At 52.6% G+C, this 16,253-nt stretch carries 13 protein-coding genes; 6 read left to right on the forward strand and 7 right to left on the reverse strand.

Annotation, left to right across the window (positions count from 1 at the left end; translation table 11 throughout):
* Positions 1-61: 61 nt before the first annotated feature.
* Entirely contained in the window at positions 62-3,163 is a 3,102-nt protein-coding gene (locus EL29_RS13255) for a multidrug efflux RND transporter permease subunit (protein WP_028715549.1), read from the reverse strand.
* Positions 3,164-3,310: 147 nt separating this feature from the next.
* Positions 3,311-3,598 (reverse strand): hypothetical protein, encoded by a 288-nt coding sequence (locus EL29_RS13260; RefSeq protein ID WP_019106128.1) that lies wholly within the window; start codon positions 3,596-3,598, stop codon positions 3,311-3,313.
* 248 nt (positions 3,599-3,846) lie between these two features.
* Between EL29_RS13260 and EL29_RS13265 the strand changes: the two genes are divergently transcribed.
* The 3 genes from EL29_RS13265 (at position 3,847) to EL29_RS13275 (ending at position 6,349) form a co-directional block, all read left to right on the forward strand.
* A complete protein-coding gene (locus EL29_RS13265) occupies positions 3,847-4,386 on the forward strand; it encodes a GNAT family N-acetyltransferase (RefSeq protein ID WP_028715550.1) in 540 nt (179 codons plus the stop codon).
* Positions 4,387-4,586: 200 nt separating this feature from the next.
* The gene (locus EL29_RS13270; protein ID WP_014594389.1) at positions 4,587-5,285 is read left to right on the forward strand and encodes a response regulator; all 699 of its coding nucleotides are present in this window, start codon (positions 4,587-4,589) and stop codon (positions 5,283-5,285) included.
* Positions 5,282-6,349: an ATP-binding protein gene (locus EL29_RS13275; RefSeq protein ID WP_028715551.1), complete on the forward strand. Its 1,068-nt coding sequence runs from the start codon at positions 5,282-5,284 to the stop codon at positions 6,347-6,349. Before EL29_RS13270 ends, EL29_RS13275 begins: the two co-directional genes overlap by 4 nt.
* Here the strand turns inward: EL29_RS13275 and EL29_RS13280 are convergent.
* Complete coding sequence (locus tag EL29_RS13280; RefSeq protein WP_028715552.1) at positions 6,346-7,290, reverse strand: ATP-grasp fold amidoligase family protein; 945 nt, start codon at positions 7,288-7,290, stop codon at positions 6,346-6,348. The genes EL29_RS13275 and EL29_RS13280 overlap by 4 nt on opposite strands.
* A gap of 505 nt (positions 7,291-7,795) precedes the next feature.
* On the opposite strand from EL29_RS13280, the gene eitA reads away from it, so the two are divergent.
* Genes eitA through eitC form a run of 3 tightly spaced genes read left to right on the forward strand, consistent with a single transcriptional unit; the run spans position 7,796 to position 10,592 of the window.
* On the forward strand, positions 7,796-8,794 hold the full coding sequence (gene eitA, locus EL29_RS13285) for a siderophore ABC transporter substrate-binding protein EitA (protein ID WP_013026843.1): 999 nt from the start codon (positions 7,796-7,798) through the stop codon (positions 8,792-8,794).
* Positions 8,794-9,831 carry a FecCD family ABC transporter permease gene (locus tag EL29_RS13290; protein ID WP_013026844.1) on the forward strand — a complete coding sequence of 346 codons (1,038 nt, stop codon included), beginning with the start codon at positions 8,794-8,796 and terminating at the stop codon, positions 9,829-9,831. Before eitA ends, EL29_RS13290 begins: the two co-directional genes overlap by 1 nt.
* Positions 9,831-10,592: a siderophore ABC transporter ATP-binding protein EitC gene (eitC, locus tag EL29_RS13295; protein ID WP_014605212.1), complete on the forward strand. Its 762-nt coding sequence runs from the start codon at positions 9,831-9,833 to the stop codon at positions 10,590-10,592. The genes EL29_RS13290 and eitC overlap by 1 nt, the downstream gene beginning before the upstream one ends.
* Before the next feature lie 406 nt (positions 10,593-10,998).
* Here the strand turns inward: eitC and EL29_RS13300 are convergent, their stop codons facing one another.
* The 4 genes from EL29_RS13300 to mgtA form a co-directional block, all read right to left on the reverse strand.
* Positions 10,999-11,253 carry a FaeA/PapI family transcriptional regulator gene (locus EL29_RS13300; RefSeq protein ID WP_019106315.1) on the reverse strand — a complete coding sequence of 85 codons (255 nt, stop codon included), beginning with the start codon at positions 11,251-11,253 and terminating at the stop codon, positions 10,999-11,001.
* 292 nt (positions 11,254-11,545) lie between these two features.
* Positions 11,546-12,019, reverse strand: coding sequence for a FidL-like protein (locus tag EL29_RS13305; RefSeq protein ID WP_028715553.1), 474 nt, complete (start codon positions 12,017-12,019; stop codon positions 11,546-11,548).
* Positions 12,006-12,791, reverse strand: a complete 786-nt coding sequence (locus tag EL29_RS13310; protein ID WP_028715554.1) for a winged helix-turn-helix domain-containing protein — start codon at positions 12,789-12,791, stop codon at positions 12,006-12,008. The genes EL29_RS13305 and EL29_RS13310 overlap by 14 nt, the downstream gene beginning before the upstream one ends.
* Positions 12,792-13,262: 471 nt before the next feature.
* The gene (mgtA, locus tag EL29_RS13315; protein WP_014605209.1) at positions 13,263-15,965 is read right to left on the reverse strand and encodes a magnesium-translocating P-type ATPase; all 2,703 of its coding nucleotides are present in this window, start codon (positions 15,963-15,965) and stop codon (positions 13,263-13,265) included.
* Positions 15,966-16,253 lie beyond the last annotated feature (288 nt).

Raw genomic sequence — 16,253 nt, forward strand, 5'->3', positions numbered from 1 at the left:
ATCTGACCCGACAAGCGGACGAATGGCTATGTTGCCCTCGCCTGGCCTGATTCAGAGGCGCTTAGCGCTGCTTCGGTTTTAGTTTTTCGACCGCCTTCATCACTGAAAAATAGAACAGGGGTACAAAGAATATGGCCAGCAGCGTGCCGCTGATCATCCCACCAAATACGCCACTGCCGATCGCCTGCTGCGTTCTGGCACTTGCTCCGCTAGCCAGTATCAAAGGTACCACGCCCAGGGTAAAGGCCAGCGACGTCATCAGGATCGGGCGTAAACGCATCCGCGAGGCTTCCAGCGTTGCCTCAACCAGCCCTTTGCCGCCTTCGTGCATCTGTTTAGCAAATTCGACAATCAGAATGGCATTTTTTGCCGACAGTCCAATAATCGTAATCATGCCAACTTTGAAGAATACGTCGTTCTGCATATCCATCAGGCTGACGGCAATGACCGCGCCCAGCAGGCCAAGCGGCACGACCAGCATAACGGAGACCGGCACTGACCAGCTTTCATAAAGCGCCGCCAGCACCAGGAACACCACCAGCATGGACAGCACCATCAGCATAGGCGCTTCAGAGGCCGATTGCTGCTCCTGTAACGAGCCACCGGTCCACTCTATTGCAAAACCTTCAGGCAGCTGTTTCGCCAGCCGGCTCATCTCGTTCAGCGCATCGCCACTTGAATAGCCGTGTGCGGGATTGCCGGTTATCTTGATTGACTGATAACCCTGATAACGAACCAGCTGCAACGGGGAGGTTTCCCACTCCGCATGAACAAACTCAGCGAGCGGTGCCATTCCGCCGGACGCATTGCGCACGTATAACCTGAGAATATCCTCGGGTTGCATACGATATTTCGCATCGGCCTGAATGATGACCTGCTGCATACGATCGCTGTTGGGAAAATCATTGACGTAAAGCGAACCTATCGCGCCGGAAAGCGTCTGGCTGATCTCATCAAAAGCCACGCCCATCGCAAAGGCTTTTTGTCGATCGATATTAAGCCGGATCATCTGCCCATCGGGTAAGCCGTCAACGTACACATCCCGGACGACAGAACTTTTCGCCGCAAGCGCCAGCAACTGCTCTTCCGCCTTTTTCAGCGCCGCATAGCCTTTGCCGCCGCGATCCTGCAGGCGCAACGTAAAGCCCGATGAGTTCCCCAGCTCGTCAATAGCCGGGGGGATCAGATTAAAGGTTTCCGCTTCAGGATTCGCTGACATCACTTTCTGCGCGCGCGCGGCTTCAGAAAAGGCGGTGGCCCCCTGACGATCTTCCCATCCTTTTAAGGTGGTGAAAGCCATGGCGGAGTTAGGCCCGGAACCTGCAAAGCTGAACCCCATTATCGCGATAGTTGACTGCGTCGCCGGGCTTGAAAGCACCTGCTGTTCAAAAGCTTTTACCACGTTCAGCGTGCGTTCGCTGGTCGCGTCCGAGGGGAGCTGAATGGAGGTCATAAAGTAGCCCTGATCCTCCTCCGGCAGAAACGAAGACGGCAGGTTTTTTATCGCCAGAAAGAACAGCAGGCACAGCGCCGCATAAACCGCTAACGCACCGCCTACCCGTTTTAATAAACGGCTTACGCCCTGGCCGTAAAGGTAAGTCATTGCTGCAAACTTATGGTTGAACCAGCCAAAGAAGCCTTTTTTCTGATGAGCATGCCGATCAACAGGTTTTAATAGCGTGGCACATAGCGCCGGCGTCAGGCTGAGCGCCAGGAAGGCGGAGATCAGGATAGAAACCGCCATTGAGAGCGTAAACTGCCGGTATATCGCCCCAACGGAACCACTGGCCATCGCCATCGGGATAAAGACCGCGCTCAGGACCAGCGTAATCCCGATGACCGCACCGGTAATCTCCTTCATCGCCTTTTGCGTTGCCGCTTTCGGGCCCAGCCCCTCTTCCGTCATGATTCGTTCGACGTTTTCCACCACCACTATCGCATCGTCAACGATGATTCCAATCGCCAGCACCATACCGAACATGGTTAATACGTTGACCGAGAATCCCGCCAGCAGCATCACGGTAAAGGTGCCCAGCAGCGCAATCGGCGCAACAATCGCCGGGATAAAGGTATAGCGAACATTCTGTAAGAACAGATACATCACAAGGAAGACCAGTATCATGGCTTCGATAAAGGTATGAATGACCTTCTCAATCGAGATCTTCACGAAGGGCGTCGTATCAAACGGAATGCTGTAAGCCATTCCCTCTGGCATAGCCTGACGCAGCTCGTTCAGACGGAGTTTGATCCGCTCTGCGGTTTTAACCGCATTGGCGCCTGGCGAAAGCTGAATCGCTGCCGCGGTAGAGACGCGTCCGTTTTCACGGGTGGCAAAACTGTAGGTTTGCGATCCGAGCTCAACCCGCGCCACGTCGCTCAGCACCACGCGAGATCCATCCGGATTGGCGCGCAGGGTAATACTAGCGAATTCCTGGGGTGAACCAAGCTGGCCTTTGACCAGTAGCGGATAGCTGACCTGCTGGCCAGCAACCGCCGGTGCGTCACCGGTCCGTCCGGGCGCGATCTGGGTATTTTCCGTGTTGATTGCCCGACTGATATCGCTGACGGTCAGGCGATACTGGCTAAGCTTGACCGGATCGACCCAGACCCGCATCGCTTTCTCTGCGCCAAACAGCTGCACGCGGCCCACGCCTTCAATACGACGAAGCTCTTCCGTGATATTGCGTGAAAAGTAGTCGCTCAGATCGGCTTCAGTGAGTTTGCCATCTTTAGACGTCAGCCCGACGATCATCAAAAAGTTAGCGCCCGAGGCCTCAACGCTCAGGCCATTCTGCCGCACGGCCTGGGGCAGGCGCGGCTCAATCACTTTGATACGGTTTTGCACATCAACCTGAGCCAGCTCAGGATCGGTGCCGGGCGCAAAAGTCACCGTAATGGATGCCATACCGCTGGTATCGCTGGACGATTCGTAATACAGCACGTGCTTTGCCGATGAAAGCTCACGCTCAATCAGCGCCACCACGCTGTTGTTCATGGTTTCCGGCGTTGATCCCGGATATGAGGCGGTGATGCTGATCGTCGGCGGTGCCACCGAGGGATAAAGCGCTACGGGTAATTTTGGAATGGAGAGCAGGCCAAACAAAATAATAAAAACGGCAATAACCCAGGCAAATACCGGTCGATTAATAAAAAACTGAGGCATGATTTACCCTGACTGAATATAAAAAAGATGAGGGCAGAAAACCGTCACCTGTTACGCTGTAAGCCACACACGTGTGCGTGCTTTTTAGAGTGAGACGCCAGTCTGTCAATTCATCGTGGTGGTAACTGGCTTGTTTGCTGTGTGCATTTACGCCTCCTTTAGTCGGCGCAGCGCGGCCTTATACAGGAGCCGGGTCACGCGCCCGCCCCGGCAGGCCAGCGCATTGGTGGTGACCGCCTCCCAGAACGGCGTCTGGGCGGTTCGCTCATGGCGATTAATCTTTTTCACAGGCCGATACATCGTCGCGATCACGCTTCTCCCCTTAACGCTTAACGCTTGCTGTAGCGGTGTGACGCCGGAAGGATGCAAACCGGTGGTGAACAGCAGCAAAAATAAAAAGCAAAAACCGGACCTCACTAAATTACGCGGCGTCATCACGAATACTCTCAAATAATGCGCATTATTCCGGAGTGTACCCGCCTGACAATGACCTATTATGTAAAGTTTATGGAGAGAGTATGGATAGGTAAAAATAAAAAAACATCGCACACAGCGCAATATATTCGATAGACAATTTAAAAGCGCAGGACATAATATATGCTGAACTTTGACAGGGACAGAGATTATCAGGACACAAAATTACAAGGTATTCTCCTTTATTTTATCCCGGGAAAGGGTTTGAGATGAAAATAGCTGAAAGTGAACGCGTCTTCATCAGGCGTTTTTTGCAACAGGATGCTCAGGGCCTGTTAAATTATTTATCCGCGCCTTATCCGGCCTGCTTTTTCGATGAGAAACTGGCCGATCTTGAGGCCGCCGTCAAGGAGGCGCGGAAAAGGAGCATTGACGCCACGCAGTTTGCCCTGTGTCTGCAACAGACAGGCGACTTAATCGGTCATCTTTTTGCCTGTGATGACGAAGAACCGGATGCCCGTACCCGGAACGTGGGATGGTATCTGAATCCTGCCTATCAAGGCCATGGCTATGCTCAGGAAGCCGCAATCTGCCTGTTTAATTATTTATTTCGGATAAAAAATGTCAGGCGGATTTATGCCTATGTCGCCGATGACAACGCGGGTTCGCAGCGATTATGTCAGCGTTTGGGGATGCGGCTGGAAGGATGCTTTAAAGAGCATGTGTCATTCACGGATCACAATGGCATCGCCATTTATGAAAATACGCAGGTTTACGCCATCCTGCAAAGAGAGTGGTGCATCAGCTAACAGGCGTTCCATGCTTTCTGTCGCCGCGTGATGTTGCTTTTCTTTTGGCTAAGGTCTGATTGTGGGTTTCATGCTGTGCGCATTGCTTTTGCTGGTCTGCCTGTCATGACAGGCGTAATGTTCCTGATGAAAGGACGCGCTTCTCTTCCGGCTGTGCTGCCCCATCATCCGCAACAGGTGTTTTTAATTTTGAGGGCGTTATGAGCAACGACAATCTAATCCTTGTGGCAGAGGATGACTTTGAAATCTCTGATATATTAATGAGTTATATCAAACGCGCCGGAATGAAAGCGGTACATGCGGCAGAGGGGGAAAGCGCTCTGGCCTTAATTAAAACCTTACAGCCTGACCTGGTGCTGCTGGATATCCAGTTGCCGCTAATCGATGGCTGGAATGTGCTTTCAACGTTGCGTAAAGAAAGCAACACGCCGGTGATCATGGTGACCGCGCTGGATCAGGATATTGATAAGCTGATGGGGCTTCGCCTGGGTGCCGATGACTATATCGTTAAACCCTTTAATCCTTCGGAAGTGGTCGCCCGTATTGAGGCCGTGCTGCGCAGAGCAAAAAATCAGGCTGTCCCTCAATCCCTGATCAGAACCCGCTTTATGACCATCTACACCGATGAGTTCTGTGTGGAGATCCACAGCGGTGGGCAGACGTTTACGCCGGTGCTGACCACCACAGAATTCAAGCTTCTGACGCACATGGCAAAATATCCCCGTAAGGTCTTCAGCCGTGAAGAGCTGCTCAATGCCTGCCTGCCCGAAAGCGACACGCTCGACAGAACCGTAGACAGCCACATGAGTAAGTTGCGTAAAAAATTTGAAGGCTGTGGCTTAAACGGCGTACCGGAAAGCATTCGTGGGATAGGCTATCGGCTGGGTGAACAGAAGTGAATAAAGATAAAGCGCTCAGTCGGCAAATTCTTCTGTTTATGCTGTCCCTGACGTTCACCATCATTATTGTGGCCGTGGTCGGTTCCTATCTGTTTTACAGCTTCATTATTGAAAACTTCCCCGGCGGTTTGTCCGCCAGCAACAGTGAAAGCATGACGGTTTTTGACTGGGTCTGGATCGCTATCAGCTCGATAATCAGCTTCCTGATTGCCTTACTGTTTGCTTTCAAACTCTCCGCCAAGATACTGAATCCCCTGAGTTCCGTTGCCACCAGTTTGCGCCGGATTTCTCAGGGCGATTTGAGCGCCCGCGCCGCAAACAGTCAGAGCAGCCTGGGGGAGGTGAATACGTTAGTCAGGGACTTTAACGAAATGGCGGAAAAGCTGCAGACGCTGGACAACCAAAGAAAGTCCTGGAATGCGGCGATCGCCCATGAACTCAGAACGCCGGTGACGATTTTACGCGGCAGGCTGCAGGGGCTGGTTGAAGAGGTGTTTGAACCCGATCCGCCGTTGTTCAAAAGCCTGCTGCGGCAGACAGAAGGATTATCACGGCTTATCGACGATTTGCGCGTCGTGGGAGCGGCAGAAGGCGGATCCTTTACGCTGGATGTGAAAGCCGTGGCAATGAGCGACGTGCTGGAAAACGTTGGCGCATCGTTTTGTCACCCGTTTCGGGAGCAGGGATTTAACCTCATCATTGAGCAAAATAATGCCGTTACGCGGTGTGATCCGCTGCGCATTATTCAGTGCCTGACCATTTTATTTGATAACGCGCTTAATTACGCCACACCGGGCATCGTCAGGGTCCGAAGCGGATATCGGGACAACCTGTTTTTTATTGAGGTGGAAGATACGGGGCCGGGCGTGCCCGACGATTTCCAGCGTCATATGTTTGAGCCGTTTCAACGCGGCGCCGCAGGTCGTGCGATAAACCCGGCGGGATGCGGGCTGGGTTTATCCGTTGCGAAGGCGATTATGCAGGCTCATGGGGGCGATATTCGTTACCGCACATCATCCCAGGGCGGCTCCCTTTTTTTACTGCGCTGGCCTGACGCTGACTAGCGCAAGTCTACCTCTGGGCTTGAAGGCAGGCGGAAGGTTTTATGGTACGCCTGCTGTTGCCACATCGCGCCAAGTATCGCGTCCCATTCCTGGGGAATGATTTTGAGCTTACCGCGCTGTGGCGTAAGCGTGATCTCGCTGAAGTACAGGCTGTCGTCCTTTAGCATTAAATCGACCCGGCAATAGTCGATATCTTTTGCCAGCGCCTGCGCAGCAGAGAGGGCGCGATAAAACAGCGCCGGTTCCGGTATAAAAACAGGATGATGGGGATAGGCTATCTGGAAGGGCTGCAGTTCCCATTTTCTGTTGTACACATTCACGTACTCCCTGCCCTGTTCATCAGTAAAGTCGGCTTCGATAATGCTCGCATTGCCATCGAAGCAGTGAATACGCAACATTTCGGGCGTAGTGCTTCTGTCCCTTCCCTCAAACAGTTCAATATATTCTTCACACAGAATGGTGGGCGTAATGTCTTTGTATTGCCACTCTCGCGTGCAGTAATACATGTTCTTTTTCAGGGCTAAATCCAGCGTTAATAAAGCAGACTGAATATCGAACGCCGTTTTGTCTTTGCAGATTATCGTGCTGCCACTGTCGTGATTGCACTTTAAAACGAAGGTATCGGGCAACGCGGCAAAATCAATCTCTTTGGTGCTTTTATAGGTCTTAATTAAGGGCGCGACCGTGACTTCATCCGTGCGGCTGGAAACGTAGTGACGGACAGCGAGCTTATCTGCCAGCAGCGTATAAAGCGGCTTCCTGTCATAGAGCAGCCTGTAGCACATTTTTTCATTCAACGTGACAGGATGAATCAGATCCGGCTCTCTGTTTAACAACGGGCGCAGTCGTTGCGTATGGAAAAGTACGTCGCTAATTAAAAAACACCTGACGATTTTGAGGTTATATTCAACATATTTAGCGATATAGTTCAGCGTCTTCATCTTATCCTCCCCGAAAGTGGCAGGATGATAAGCAGAATAGATTGCTGGAGTTTGTGTGAATGATGGAGCAGAGATGGAGCCGCCAGCCCTTGCCGAAAACGTCGCTGGCGCTGCAGACGCGCCGCGCCGGGGCAACGCAGACGCCTTCCCGCGTAACGCGCTCGCAACCTAGTCAGTCAGTCAGTCAGTCAGTCAGGAACGCTAAACCGCGCATTGCCGTACTTCACCCTCTTCTCATGGTTAATATTATTTCATCTATCATTACATTAACTATTACTCCTCTAATTGTAATGAAGGGTTTACTCATCTGTTTTAGCTCAGTGTTATTTATTTTAATAATGACCAGGCTGGCACGTTGATTTCTTTCACTCAAGTAATTTTTATATATTTCAGCTAAAAGCCAACTCATATAATAATGATTTCTATTTACATTTTAGGTCTGATAAAATCCGCCGCGCCAGAATGTTAAAAGCACGCAGTCTCATTTATTAATGGACAGATACTAATGAAAAAAATGCTTAGCTTGTTAAGTTTTATTTTCCTGACAACGAGTTCCGCCTGGGCAACCACCTATCCTCTGACGATTGAAAACTGTGGTCAGAAAGAAACATTCACCAAGGCACCTGAACGCGTGGTGGCGCTTGGGCAGAATACCGCTGAAATTCTGCTGCTGCTGGGACTGCAGGACAAAATGGTGGCCAGCGCATTCTGGCCGACCAAAGTCTTACCGCAGTTAGCGGAACAAAATGCCAAAGTGCCGGTACTGACCGTCGAGATCCCAACGCTGGAATCCATTCTGGCGAAGAACCCCGATTTTGTTGCGGCACAGATCCAGCTGCTGATGGGGCCGAACAGCAAGGTCGCCAAACGTGAAGACTTTGAGTCAGTGGGCATCAACACCTATCTGTCTCCGGGCATGTGTGCCACAAAACAGAACACCGGCGATATCTACGGTAGCCGTGCCACGCTGTGGAATATGTCCTACGTTTATCAAGAGATCGCCGATTTTGCCAAAATCTTTAACGTAGAAGATCGCGGCCAGCAGGTGATCAACGACTTTAAAGCACGCGAAAGCGCCCTGAGAAAAGCCTTCCCGAAAGGTAAGAAAGATCTCTCCTTCCTGTTTTGGTTCTCCAGCTCCTCGCCCTCTGCCGACGCTTACGTCGGCGGTAAGAACGGCGCATCCGGTTTTATTGCCAATGTGTTAGGCGGCCATAATGCGATCACCACTGAAACTGAATGGCCCACCGTGAGCTGGGAAAGCATTATTGCCACCAATCCGGATGTGATCGTTGTGACCAGCCTTGACCGTAATCGCTGGAAACTGGATAACGCCGAAGAAAAGATTAAGTTTCTGAAAAGCGATCCGGCGGTCAGCCAGCTGGATGCGGTGAAGAAAGGCCATATCGTGGTGATGGACGGTCAGGCAATGAACCCGACGATTCGTACCCTTTACGGGGCAGAACAGGTTGGCGAACAGTTACGTAAGATGGGCCTGAATTAATGCGTGAAGGGGTTGTTCAGGCACGACGTGGCATGGGTTTTATTGCTGTCGCAATCATCGCCATCGTCGTGCTGTTTATGGTTATCGCGCTCGGCGTCAGCGTAGGCGAATTATCGATACCGTTGAAATCCGTGGTGTACACCGTGACCAATAAACTGGGTATGACGGATGTGCCCGTGAACCGTATTCACGAAAGCGTTATCTGGGACTTTCGTTTAAGCCGTGCGCTGGTTGCGGCGCTGAGCGGTGCCGGTCTGGCCATTTGCGGTGCTGTACTGCAAAGCCTGTTGAAAAATGCCCTTGCCGAACCTTACGTACTGGGCGTTTCTGCCGGCGCATCGACGGGTGCGGTATTGATCGTGGTCTCGGGCGTCGGGGCCGGTGCGATTTCCCTGTCGCTGGGCGCCTTTACCGGCGCCTTTGCCGCCTTTGCCTTTGTTGCACTACTCACCAATGGCGCACGCGGTGGCACAGAGCGTACCATTCTGGCGGGCGTGGCAGCGTCGCAGCTTTTCAATGCGATTACCGCCTATACCATCAGTACTTCAGCCAATGCCCAACAGGCGCGTGACGTGATGTTCTGGTTGTTGGGTAGCTTTAGCGGCGTGCGCTGGCCTGAGTTTCAGCTGGTTTTGGTGATAGTGGTCATCGGTTTAGCGGTCTGCCTGTACTATTCCCGCGCGCTGGACGCATTTACCTTTGGTGACGACGCCGCCGCCTCGCTGGGGATTCCGGTCGGCGTGGTGCGTCTGGTGCTGTTCACGGCAACCGCCCTGATGACCGCCACGATTGTCAGTATGGCTGGCTCGATCGGTTTTGTCGGCCTGGTCGTTCCCCACGTGATGCGCTTCTTTTTCGGCCCGCTACACAGCCGCTTACTGATTGCCTGTGCCATCGCCGGCGCGATTCTGATGGTCCTGGCGGATATTGCTTCACGTATGTTGATTGCGCCGCAGAGCCTGCCGGTTGGCGTCGTGACCGCGCTGGTTGGCGTGCCTTTCTTTGCAATTATTATTTATCGCTCCAGGACGCAATAATGAGCATCAGCGCGGAAAACCTTACCTGGCGGGTAGGAAAAAAAGTCATCGTTAACGATGTGTCCCTGGCGGTCTCGTCGGGCGAAACCGTAGGCTTACTGGGGCCCAACGGATCCGGTAAATCGTCGCTGCTGCGCCTGCTGGCCGGTCTGCGTAAGCAACACACGGGCAAAGTGATGCTGGATGGCAAGGATCTGTCCCTGATTGCCAGAAAGCAGCTTGCCCGCCGTGTGGCTTTTGTTGAGCAACATGCGTTAACCAGCGCCAATATGACCGTACGTGATGTCGTAAAGCTTGGAAGGATTCCGCATCACTCCCCTTTTTCCAGCTGGACACATCACGATGATGAGATAGTGGAAGCCGCGCTGACGCGAGTGGATATGTGCTCACGCTGCGATCAGGGCTGGCAGAGCCTGTCCGGCGGTGAACGCCAGCGCGTACACATCGCCAGAGCATTAGCCCAGGCGCCCAATGAAATTCTGCTTGATGAGCCCACTAACCACCTGGATATTCACCATCAGATCCAGCTGATGAAACTCATTAGCGAGCTTCCGGTCACCAGCATTGTCGCCATTCACGATCTGAATCATGCGGCGCTGTTTTGTGACCGGCTGATTGTGATGCTGGAGGGCGAACTGATTGCGCAGGGAACGCCTGATGAGATACTCACAGAGTCGCTTCTGTGGGACGTGTTCAAGGTCAGGACGAAAATCGAGACGTCGCCCGTCCATGGCAAGAAGCATATTCATTACTATGCCTGATTCAGTGCTGCGTTAAATGTTTAACGCGATGTCACCGTTTCCGCTGCGCCCGGCCAGCCGTTTGTGATCGCCTGTTCTGCCTGCCGGTTTGTGTTTACTCTCAGCTTTTATTCGGTCGTGCCCCTTCAGGCCGCTTTCTGTGCAAGGACGGGCTGCTTGTCGGGCTGCCAGACTTGTCGCGTGCTACGGCGCGCTTGAGACGAGGGCGTTTTTGCCGTGCTGGCCGAAATCTCATCATGGGCAGCCAGCTTGCTGCTGCGCTGCTCCCCTTTCCCCAGGCCATACTAAGCTGGCGCTTTTTCCTTTCATGCACGCCGTTGCCATGCTGATAATGTGTTGTCCCTTAAAAAAAGCGTAGCGTTCAGGGCTGGGCCTGTTATCACGACAGAAATAAGATAATTAAAACTCAGAGGATGAACCACTTGCAGGATTTACGCCCGGGTTCTTTTTTTAATAAACCACTGTTTTCCAGTTTCAATAACCAGTTTCGCGCAGCATAAATAGACATATCGCATTCATCCGCGACATCACGAGTCATGATTCCTTCCGCCTGGCGCTTTATCAGGCACATCATCACATCTTTCATTTTTGGTTTTTTTTCCGTTTCCTGAAGCTGATTCCATTTCGCCTCACACTGAATTTTATAAGCTAAATTTTTCATCGCTGGCTCCCCGTAAGGTAAAAATCCGACTTCATTTTCGAAATCAAACGCTTGTATAAGCGCGTATCGGCGACGGCTCTCTGCCACAACCGACCGCAATCTTAACCGAGGATGCAATTTAACAATTACCGCCCTCATGCAACCATAAACACTTACCCACGCTTGTTTTTAGATTTAATATTCTGAATTTATAAATAAATACAAAATAATAAACCAGACAAAGGCAGCGGTGAGGCAAGAAGAATGAGGACAGGCGAGCGGCAGGCAAGCTCGTGCCCGCCCGGTCAATCCGTTAGCGGGTATGACAGACAATCAATGGCAATACACGGCTACCGATAAGTACGGCATCGTTCATACCGGTTATTTTGCTGATATAAAGATAGGAGAAGTTGGTATTCAATACGCTGTCAGGAACATTATCCCGCAGACCCGAATGAAGGGTGAAATGATTGAGTTTATACAGAGACTGAATATAAGGTGAATAGTGGAATTCGGCATTACGCCTTAATACGTAATCCTTGCCATTTTTATGTACGATGCCATCAACGGAGACCATTGCGTCGCCAGAATAACGCAGCGTCAGCACAAAACTGGCGTCCAGATGAAAGTCTGTGGCGGCATCGCGCTGCTTTAAATTAGCCGCGCAGGTAAATTCAAACATGTCACTGTGCGATCGCACGTAATAATAGCTGGCATAAATGACCACGCCCGCCAGGGCAATGATGAGGCACAGCAATAAGGCGAGGCGTCGTTTAGGGTTTATCATTATCTGGCCTCCATCCCAGCTCGGTATAATTTGAGCACGCTATTTTTTCGTCTTTCGTTCTCACGCAGTACGAGACATAGACGTTGCCGCTGTGGCCTGCCGTGACATTTCTGTCCACATAAAACATATACCGACCGCCCTTCTGACACGCCATTCCGCTGTCTGTAATCAGCTTGTGCCACACGCGTTCAGCAGGAAAGGTCGATTCACCGGGGTGAACGGGAAGATAAAAGACGTCACAGCCATCAAGCCGGGCGACGCTGACGGGCGTGATGCTTTTCTCTTTCAGAAGCAGCGGAAGAAGAAGCACGCCGAGTAACAGCAAGATAAAACCGCCAGACAGCCAGTAGGCGCGCGGGCTGCGTCGCGTAACGGATGTGGAAGTGGAAGTGGACGCCGGTTCGCCCCCGGGATTTGGGGGCTGGAGGGCCGATTTTTGGATGCGAATGGCGGGATTGAAAACGAAGCCCACCTTGTACACCGTGGTAATCGCCTCCTGCTCTATGCCCAGTGAAGACAGCCCGCGTCGAATGGCGGAAACGTAGGCATTGAGGCTGTTGGAAGAAGGCGTTGCGCCCGTCTCTTGCCAGAAGTTATCCAGGATCTGCTCGCGGGCCAGCACGACGCCGGCGCTTTTCAGGAACATTTCCAGTAAATGGTTGCAGGCAGGCGATAGCGGCACGCTGGTCTCGCTGGAATCCACCAGGCATAGCAGGCCCTGAGCCGGTATAAACCGCACCAAATCGTCAATCACGTACTCCGTTTGTTGCATCCCGTTCTCCGGCAACAAACTGCGTGTTTAATCAATAAGCAACACATGCGTGGCAATAAACCCTTATCGGCATGGGACAAAAGCGCAATGGCTCGCGAAGGCACACTAACGGTGAATGCGGAATTCGCTACGGCAGGACCTAACCCTCGTCGAGGCGATCGCAGGTTCAGGTGGTTAACAACCTGCACCCGCGGCAGTGAACGCGCCTGCCCCATACCGGCTCACCTCAAGATCCCCCGACGCTGGCGCGGTGAATAATGTGCAAATTGTATCAGAGAAATCTGGCGGGAGAGAGGGAATGACCAATAGCTTGCTTACATTTATGGCATCACTTTCGACGGATTGATCCAAAACAAAGTGTGCGATCGGCAGCAATGCGGGGAGAGTACGGCGGGCGGTGGATGCCTTGCCAACGCGGTTTCGGCATCCACCTGTCGTTTATGACGTTATCGGTTTATTCCTGCAGCCGGATTAATACCAGCGGCCGAAACGTTTGATATAAAACATTTTCATTCCCTGCGCGACCAGGCAGTAGCTGAATAGCGTCAGCACCAGCCAGGGGAAATAGTGCCATGGCAGGGGCACTAACCCGACCATTGCGCCAAGCGACGAGAACGGCAGCAGAATACCGGCGGCGGAAATACCCAGCGTGGTCAGCAGCACCGGTAACCGGGCACAGCTCTGAACAAAGGGGATTTTCTGCGTCCGTAACATGTGCACCACCAGCGTCTGGGACAGCAAACCTTCAACAAACCAGCCGGACTGGAACAGCGACTGCGCACCGGCGTGATTGGCGCCAAACACATACCACATCAGCGCAAAGGTTGTGACATCGAAAATGGAAGAGGTTGGCCCCATCCACAGCATAAAACGTTTGATGTTACCCGCATCCCATTTACGCGGTTTGCGCAGAAACTCGCGATCCATTTTATCCCAGGGCAACGCCAACTGAGAGACGTCATACATCAGGTTCTGAATCAGTAGCTGTACAGAGAGCATGGGCAGAAAAGGAATAAACGCACTCGCTATCAGCACGGAAAACACGTTGCCGAAATTCGAACTGGCCGTCATGTTCAGGTACTTGATGATATTGCCAAAGGTCTCACGCCCTTTCAGTACGCCTTCGCCCAGTACCGCTAAGTCTTTTTCCAGCAAAATAATGTCGGACGACTCTTTGGCGATATCTGTCGCGCTGTCGACCGAAATGCCGACATCCGCCTCGCGCAGCGCGGGCGCATCATTAATGCCATCGCCAAGAAAGCCAACGGTATGTCCATTCTGTTGCAGTAATTTAAGCACGCGTGACTTCTGCTGAGGCGTAAGTTTGGTGAAGATCATGCAGCGCTCGACGTCGCGGCGCAGCTCGTCGTCACTCATGGCCTCGATTTCATTACCGGTCAGCATGGCTTCTGAAGCCAGCCCGATTTCCTGACAGACGCGCATCGTCACAAGGGGATTATCGCCGGTCAGCACTTTAACGCGAATTCCGCTGTCTTTCAGTGCCTGTATCGCCTTGCCCGCGCTCTCTTTGGGCGGATCAAGGAATGTCAGCAGGCCTTCAATCGTTAATTCGCACTCATCTTCACGGCTGAGCGGCACCGATATCCCGTGCTCACGCGTGGCCACCAGCAGCACACGAAAACCCTGCTGGTTATAATGCCGGGTCAGCGCGAGCAACTCTGCGCGCTTTTGCTCGCACAGTGGAAGGGTGGTATCGCCCTGACGTAGCGTGGTCGCCGCCGCCAGCATTTCTTCTACAGCGCCTTTGCAGATGAGCAACGGGCGGTGGCTTTGCAAATCCTCCACGATGACCGAGACACGACGACGAACGAAGTCGAAAGGAAGCTCATCCACTTTCTGAAACTGGCTACACTGCGCTTTAGACAGCGTTTGCTCACCAAACTTCAGCACGGCGCGATCCATTAAATTTTTCGCACCGCTCTGGCTGCTGCTGTTAAGCCATGCCAGCAGCAGGACGCGGGCATCCTCTTCATCGTTAGCGTTGAGATGCGCCGACAGCAAAATATTGTCCTGTGTCAGCGTGCCGGTTTTATCAGTACAGAGCACATCCATTGCTCCGAGGTTCTGAATGGCGTTCAGGCGTTTAACAATCACTTTGCGGCGCGACATCGCAATGGCGCCTTTTGCCAGATTGGCGCTGACAATCATGGGCAGCATTTCCGGTGTCAGGCCCACCGCAACGGCCAGCGCGAACAGCATGGCATCCATCCAGTCGCCCTTGGTAAAGCCATTTAGCAGTAAGACAATCGGCACCATCACCAACATAAAACGGATGAGGAGTCTGGAAACGCTGTTCACGCCGCGGTCAAACGATGTCTGTGGACGGCGGCCGGACAGAGAGGCCGCTAGCGAACCAAACCAGGTCTCGCTGCCGGTGGCGACCACTAACGCTCTGGCCGTGCCGCTGGCAACATTGGTCCCCATCAGGCAGCTGTTTTTCAGCTCAAGCACGCTGCGACCGGGTTGCTCTTCAATCTCCACGCCTGCACTGAGATCGTTTTTTTCTACCGGCAGGGATTCCCCGGTCAGGATCGCCTGACTGATGAACAGATCGCGTGAGGTCAGCAGGCGCACATCGGCAGGCACCAGATCGCCCGCGCTCAGTAAAATGACATCCCCCGGCACCAGTTCGCGCATATCAATATCGTAGCGCCGGGAGATTGCACAGCCCTCTTCCCGACGCAGCACGGTCACCTGAGTGCGCACCAGAGATTTCAGCGCCTGAGCGGCACGATTGGTGCGAAACTCCTGCCAGAAACGCAGCAGCCCGCTCAGCGTCACCATGGTAAGAATAATCGTCACGCCCGAGAGATCGGTTTCCTGACCAGCCCGCAACGGCAGCCAGTAATCCGTTATAAAGCTCACCAGTGCCAGAACCATCAGCACATAAATAAACGGATTATTGAATGCCGTAATCAGCTGGATAAACGCAGAGGGCGCCTTCTCATGCATGACTTCATTACGACCATAGTCATTGAGCCGCGCGCTGGCTTCCGCATGGGTCAGCCCCTCAAAGCTGCTGTGCAGATTCGTCAGCGTCACATCGGTGCGATAACGTGCTTCACGTTCAATGGCATAAGGGGTGTTTGATTTTTTTGCTGCACGATGCGCATGGTAAGCCATCGCGGCTTGTTCGAGTTTCATGTCGCTCATGTCGACATCTCCCTGATTTAAAGCAACAGATATCCTGCATGCCAAATAATGCATGCCTGGTTTTCCGGTGATTACCGGTTTATTGAATCAGCCCGTCTCTTAGAAAAAGTTATTTTCCCCACCCTGCGGCCGTAATATCAGGCCGACAGATGTCGGGCCTTGCGAAATAAACGCAAAGCAAAAGAAAGCTGAAAGTGAAAGGGTGCGCAGCCCGCAGCTACGCCTGTCGAGGCGGAGGAAAAAGTGCCAGAATATACATCAACATAGCGTGCTCTCGCGGTGACTACA

This window comes from Pantoea ananatis LMG 2665, from assembly GCF_000710035.2.
In the GTDB taxonomy this organism is placed as follows: Bacteria; Pseudomonadota; Gammaproteobacteria; order Enterobacterales; family Enterobacteriaceae; genus Pantoea; species Pantoea ananatis.

What these genes read in the sequence shown, in the direction of transcription:
- EL29_RS13255 (WP_028715549.1), bottom strand. Translation starts at nt 3,163, where the DNA reads ATGCCTCAGTTTTTTATTAATCGACCGGTATTTGCCTGGGTTATTGCC.
- EL29_RS13260 (WP_019106128.1), bottom strand. Translation starts at nt 3,598, where the DNA reads ATGACGCCGCGTAATTTAGTGAGGTCCGGTTTTTGCTTTTTATTTTTG.
- EL29_RS13265 (WP_028715550.1), top strand. Translation starts at nt 3,847, where the DNA reads ATGAAAATAGCTGAAAGTGAACGCGTCTTCATCAGGCGTTTTTTGCAA.
- EL29_RS13270 (WP_014594389.1), top strand. Translation starts at nt 4,587, where the DNA reads ATGAGCAACGACAATCTAATCCTTGTGGCAGAGGATGACTTTGAAATC.
- EL29_RS13280 (WP_028715552.1), bottom strand. Translation starts at nt 7,290, where the DNA reads ATGAAGACGCTGAACTATATCGCTAAATATGTTGAATATAACCTCAAA.
- eitA (WP_013026843.1), top strand. Translation starts at nt 7,796, where the DNA reads ATGAAAAAAATGCTTAGCTTGTTAAGTTTTATTTTCCTGACAACGAGT.
- EL29_RS13290 (WP_013026844.1), top strand. Translation starts at nt 8,794, where the DNA reads ATGCGTGAAGGGGTTGTTCAGGCACGACGTGGCATGGGTTTTATTGCT.
- eitC (WP_014605212.1), top strand. Translation starts at nt 9,831, where the DNA reads ATGAGCATCAGCGCGGAAAACCTTACCTGGCGGGTAGGAAAAAAAGTC.
- EL29_RS13300 (WP_019106315.1), bottom strand. Translation starts at nt 11,253, where the DNA reads ATGAAAAATTTAGCTTATAAAATTCAGTGTGAGGCGAAATGGAATCAG.
- EL29_RS13305 (WP_028715553.1), bottom strand. Translation starts at nt 12,019, where the DNA reads ATGATAAACCCTAAACGACGCCTCGCCTTATTGCTGTGCCTCATCATT.
- EL29_RS13310 (WP_028715554.1), bottom strand. Translation starts at nt 12,791, where the DNA reads ATGCAACAAACGGAGTACGTGATTGACGATTTGGTGCGGTTTATACCG.
- mgtA (WP_014605209.1), bottom strand. Translation starts at nt 15,965, where the DNA reads ATGAGCGACATGAAACTCGAACAAGCCGCGATGGCTTACCATGCGCAT.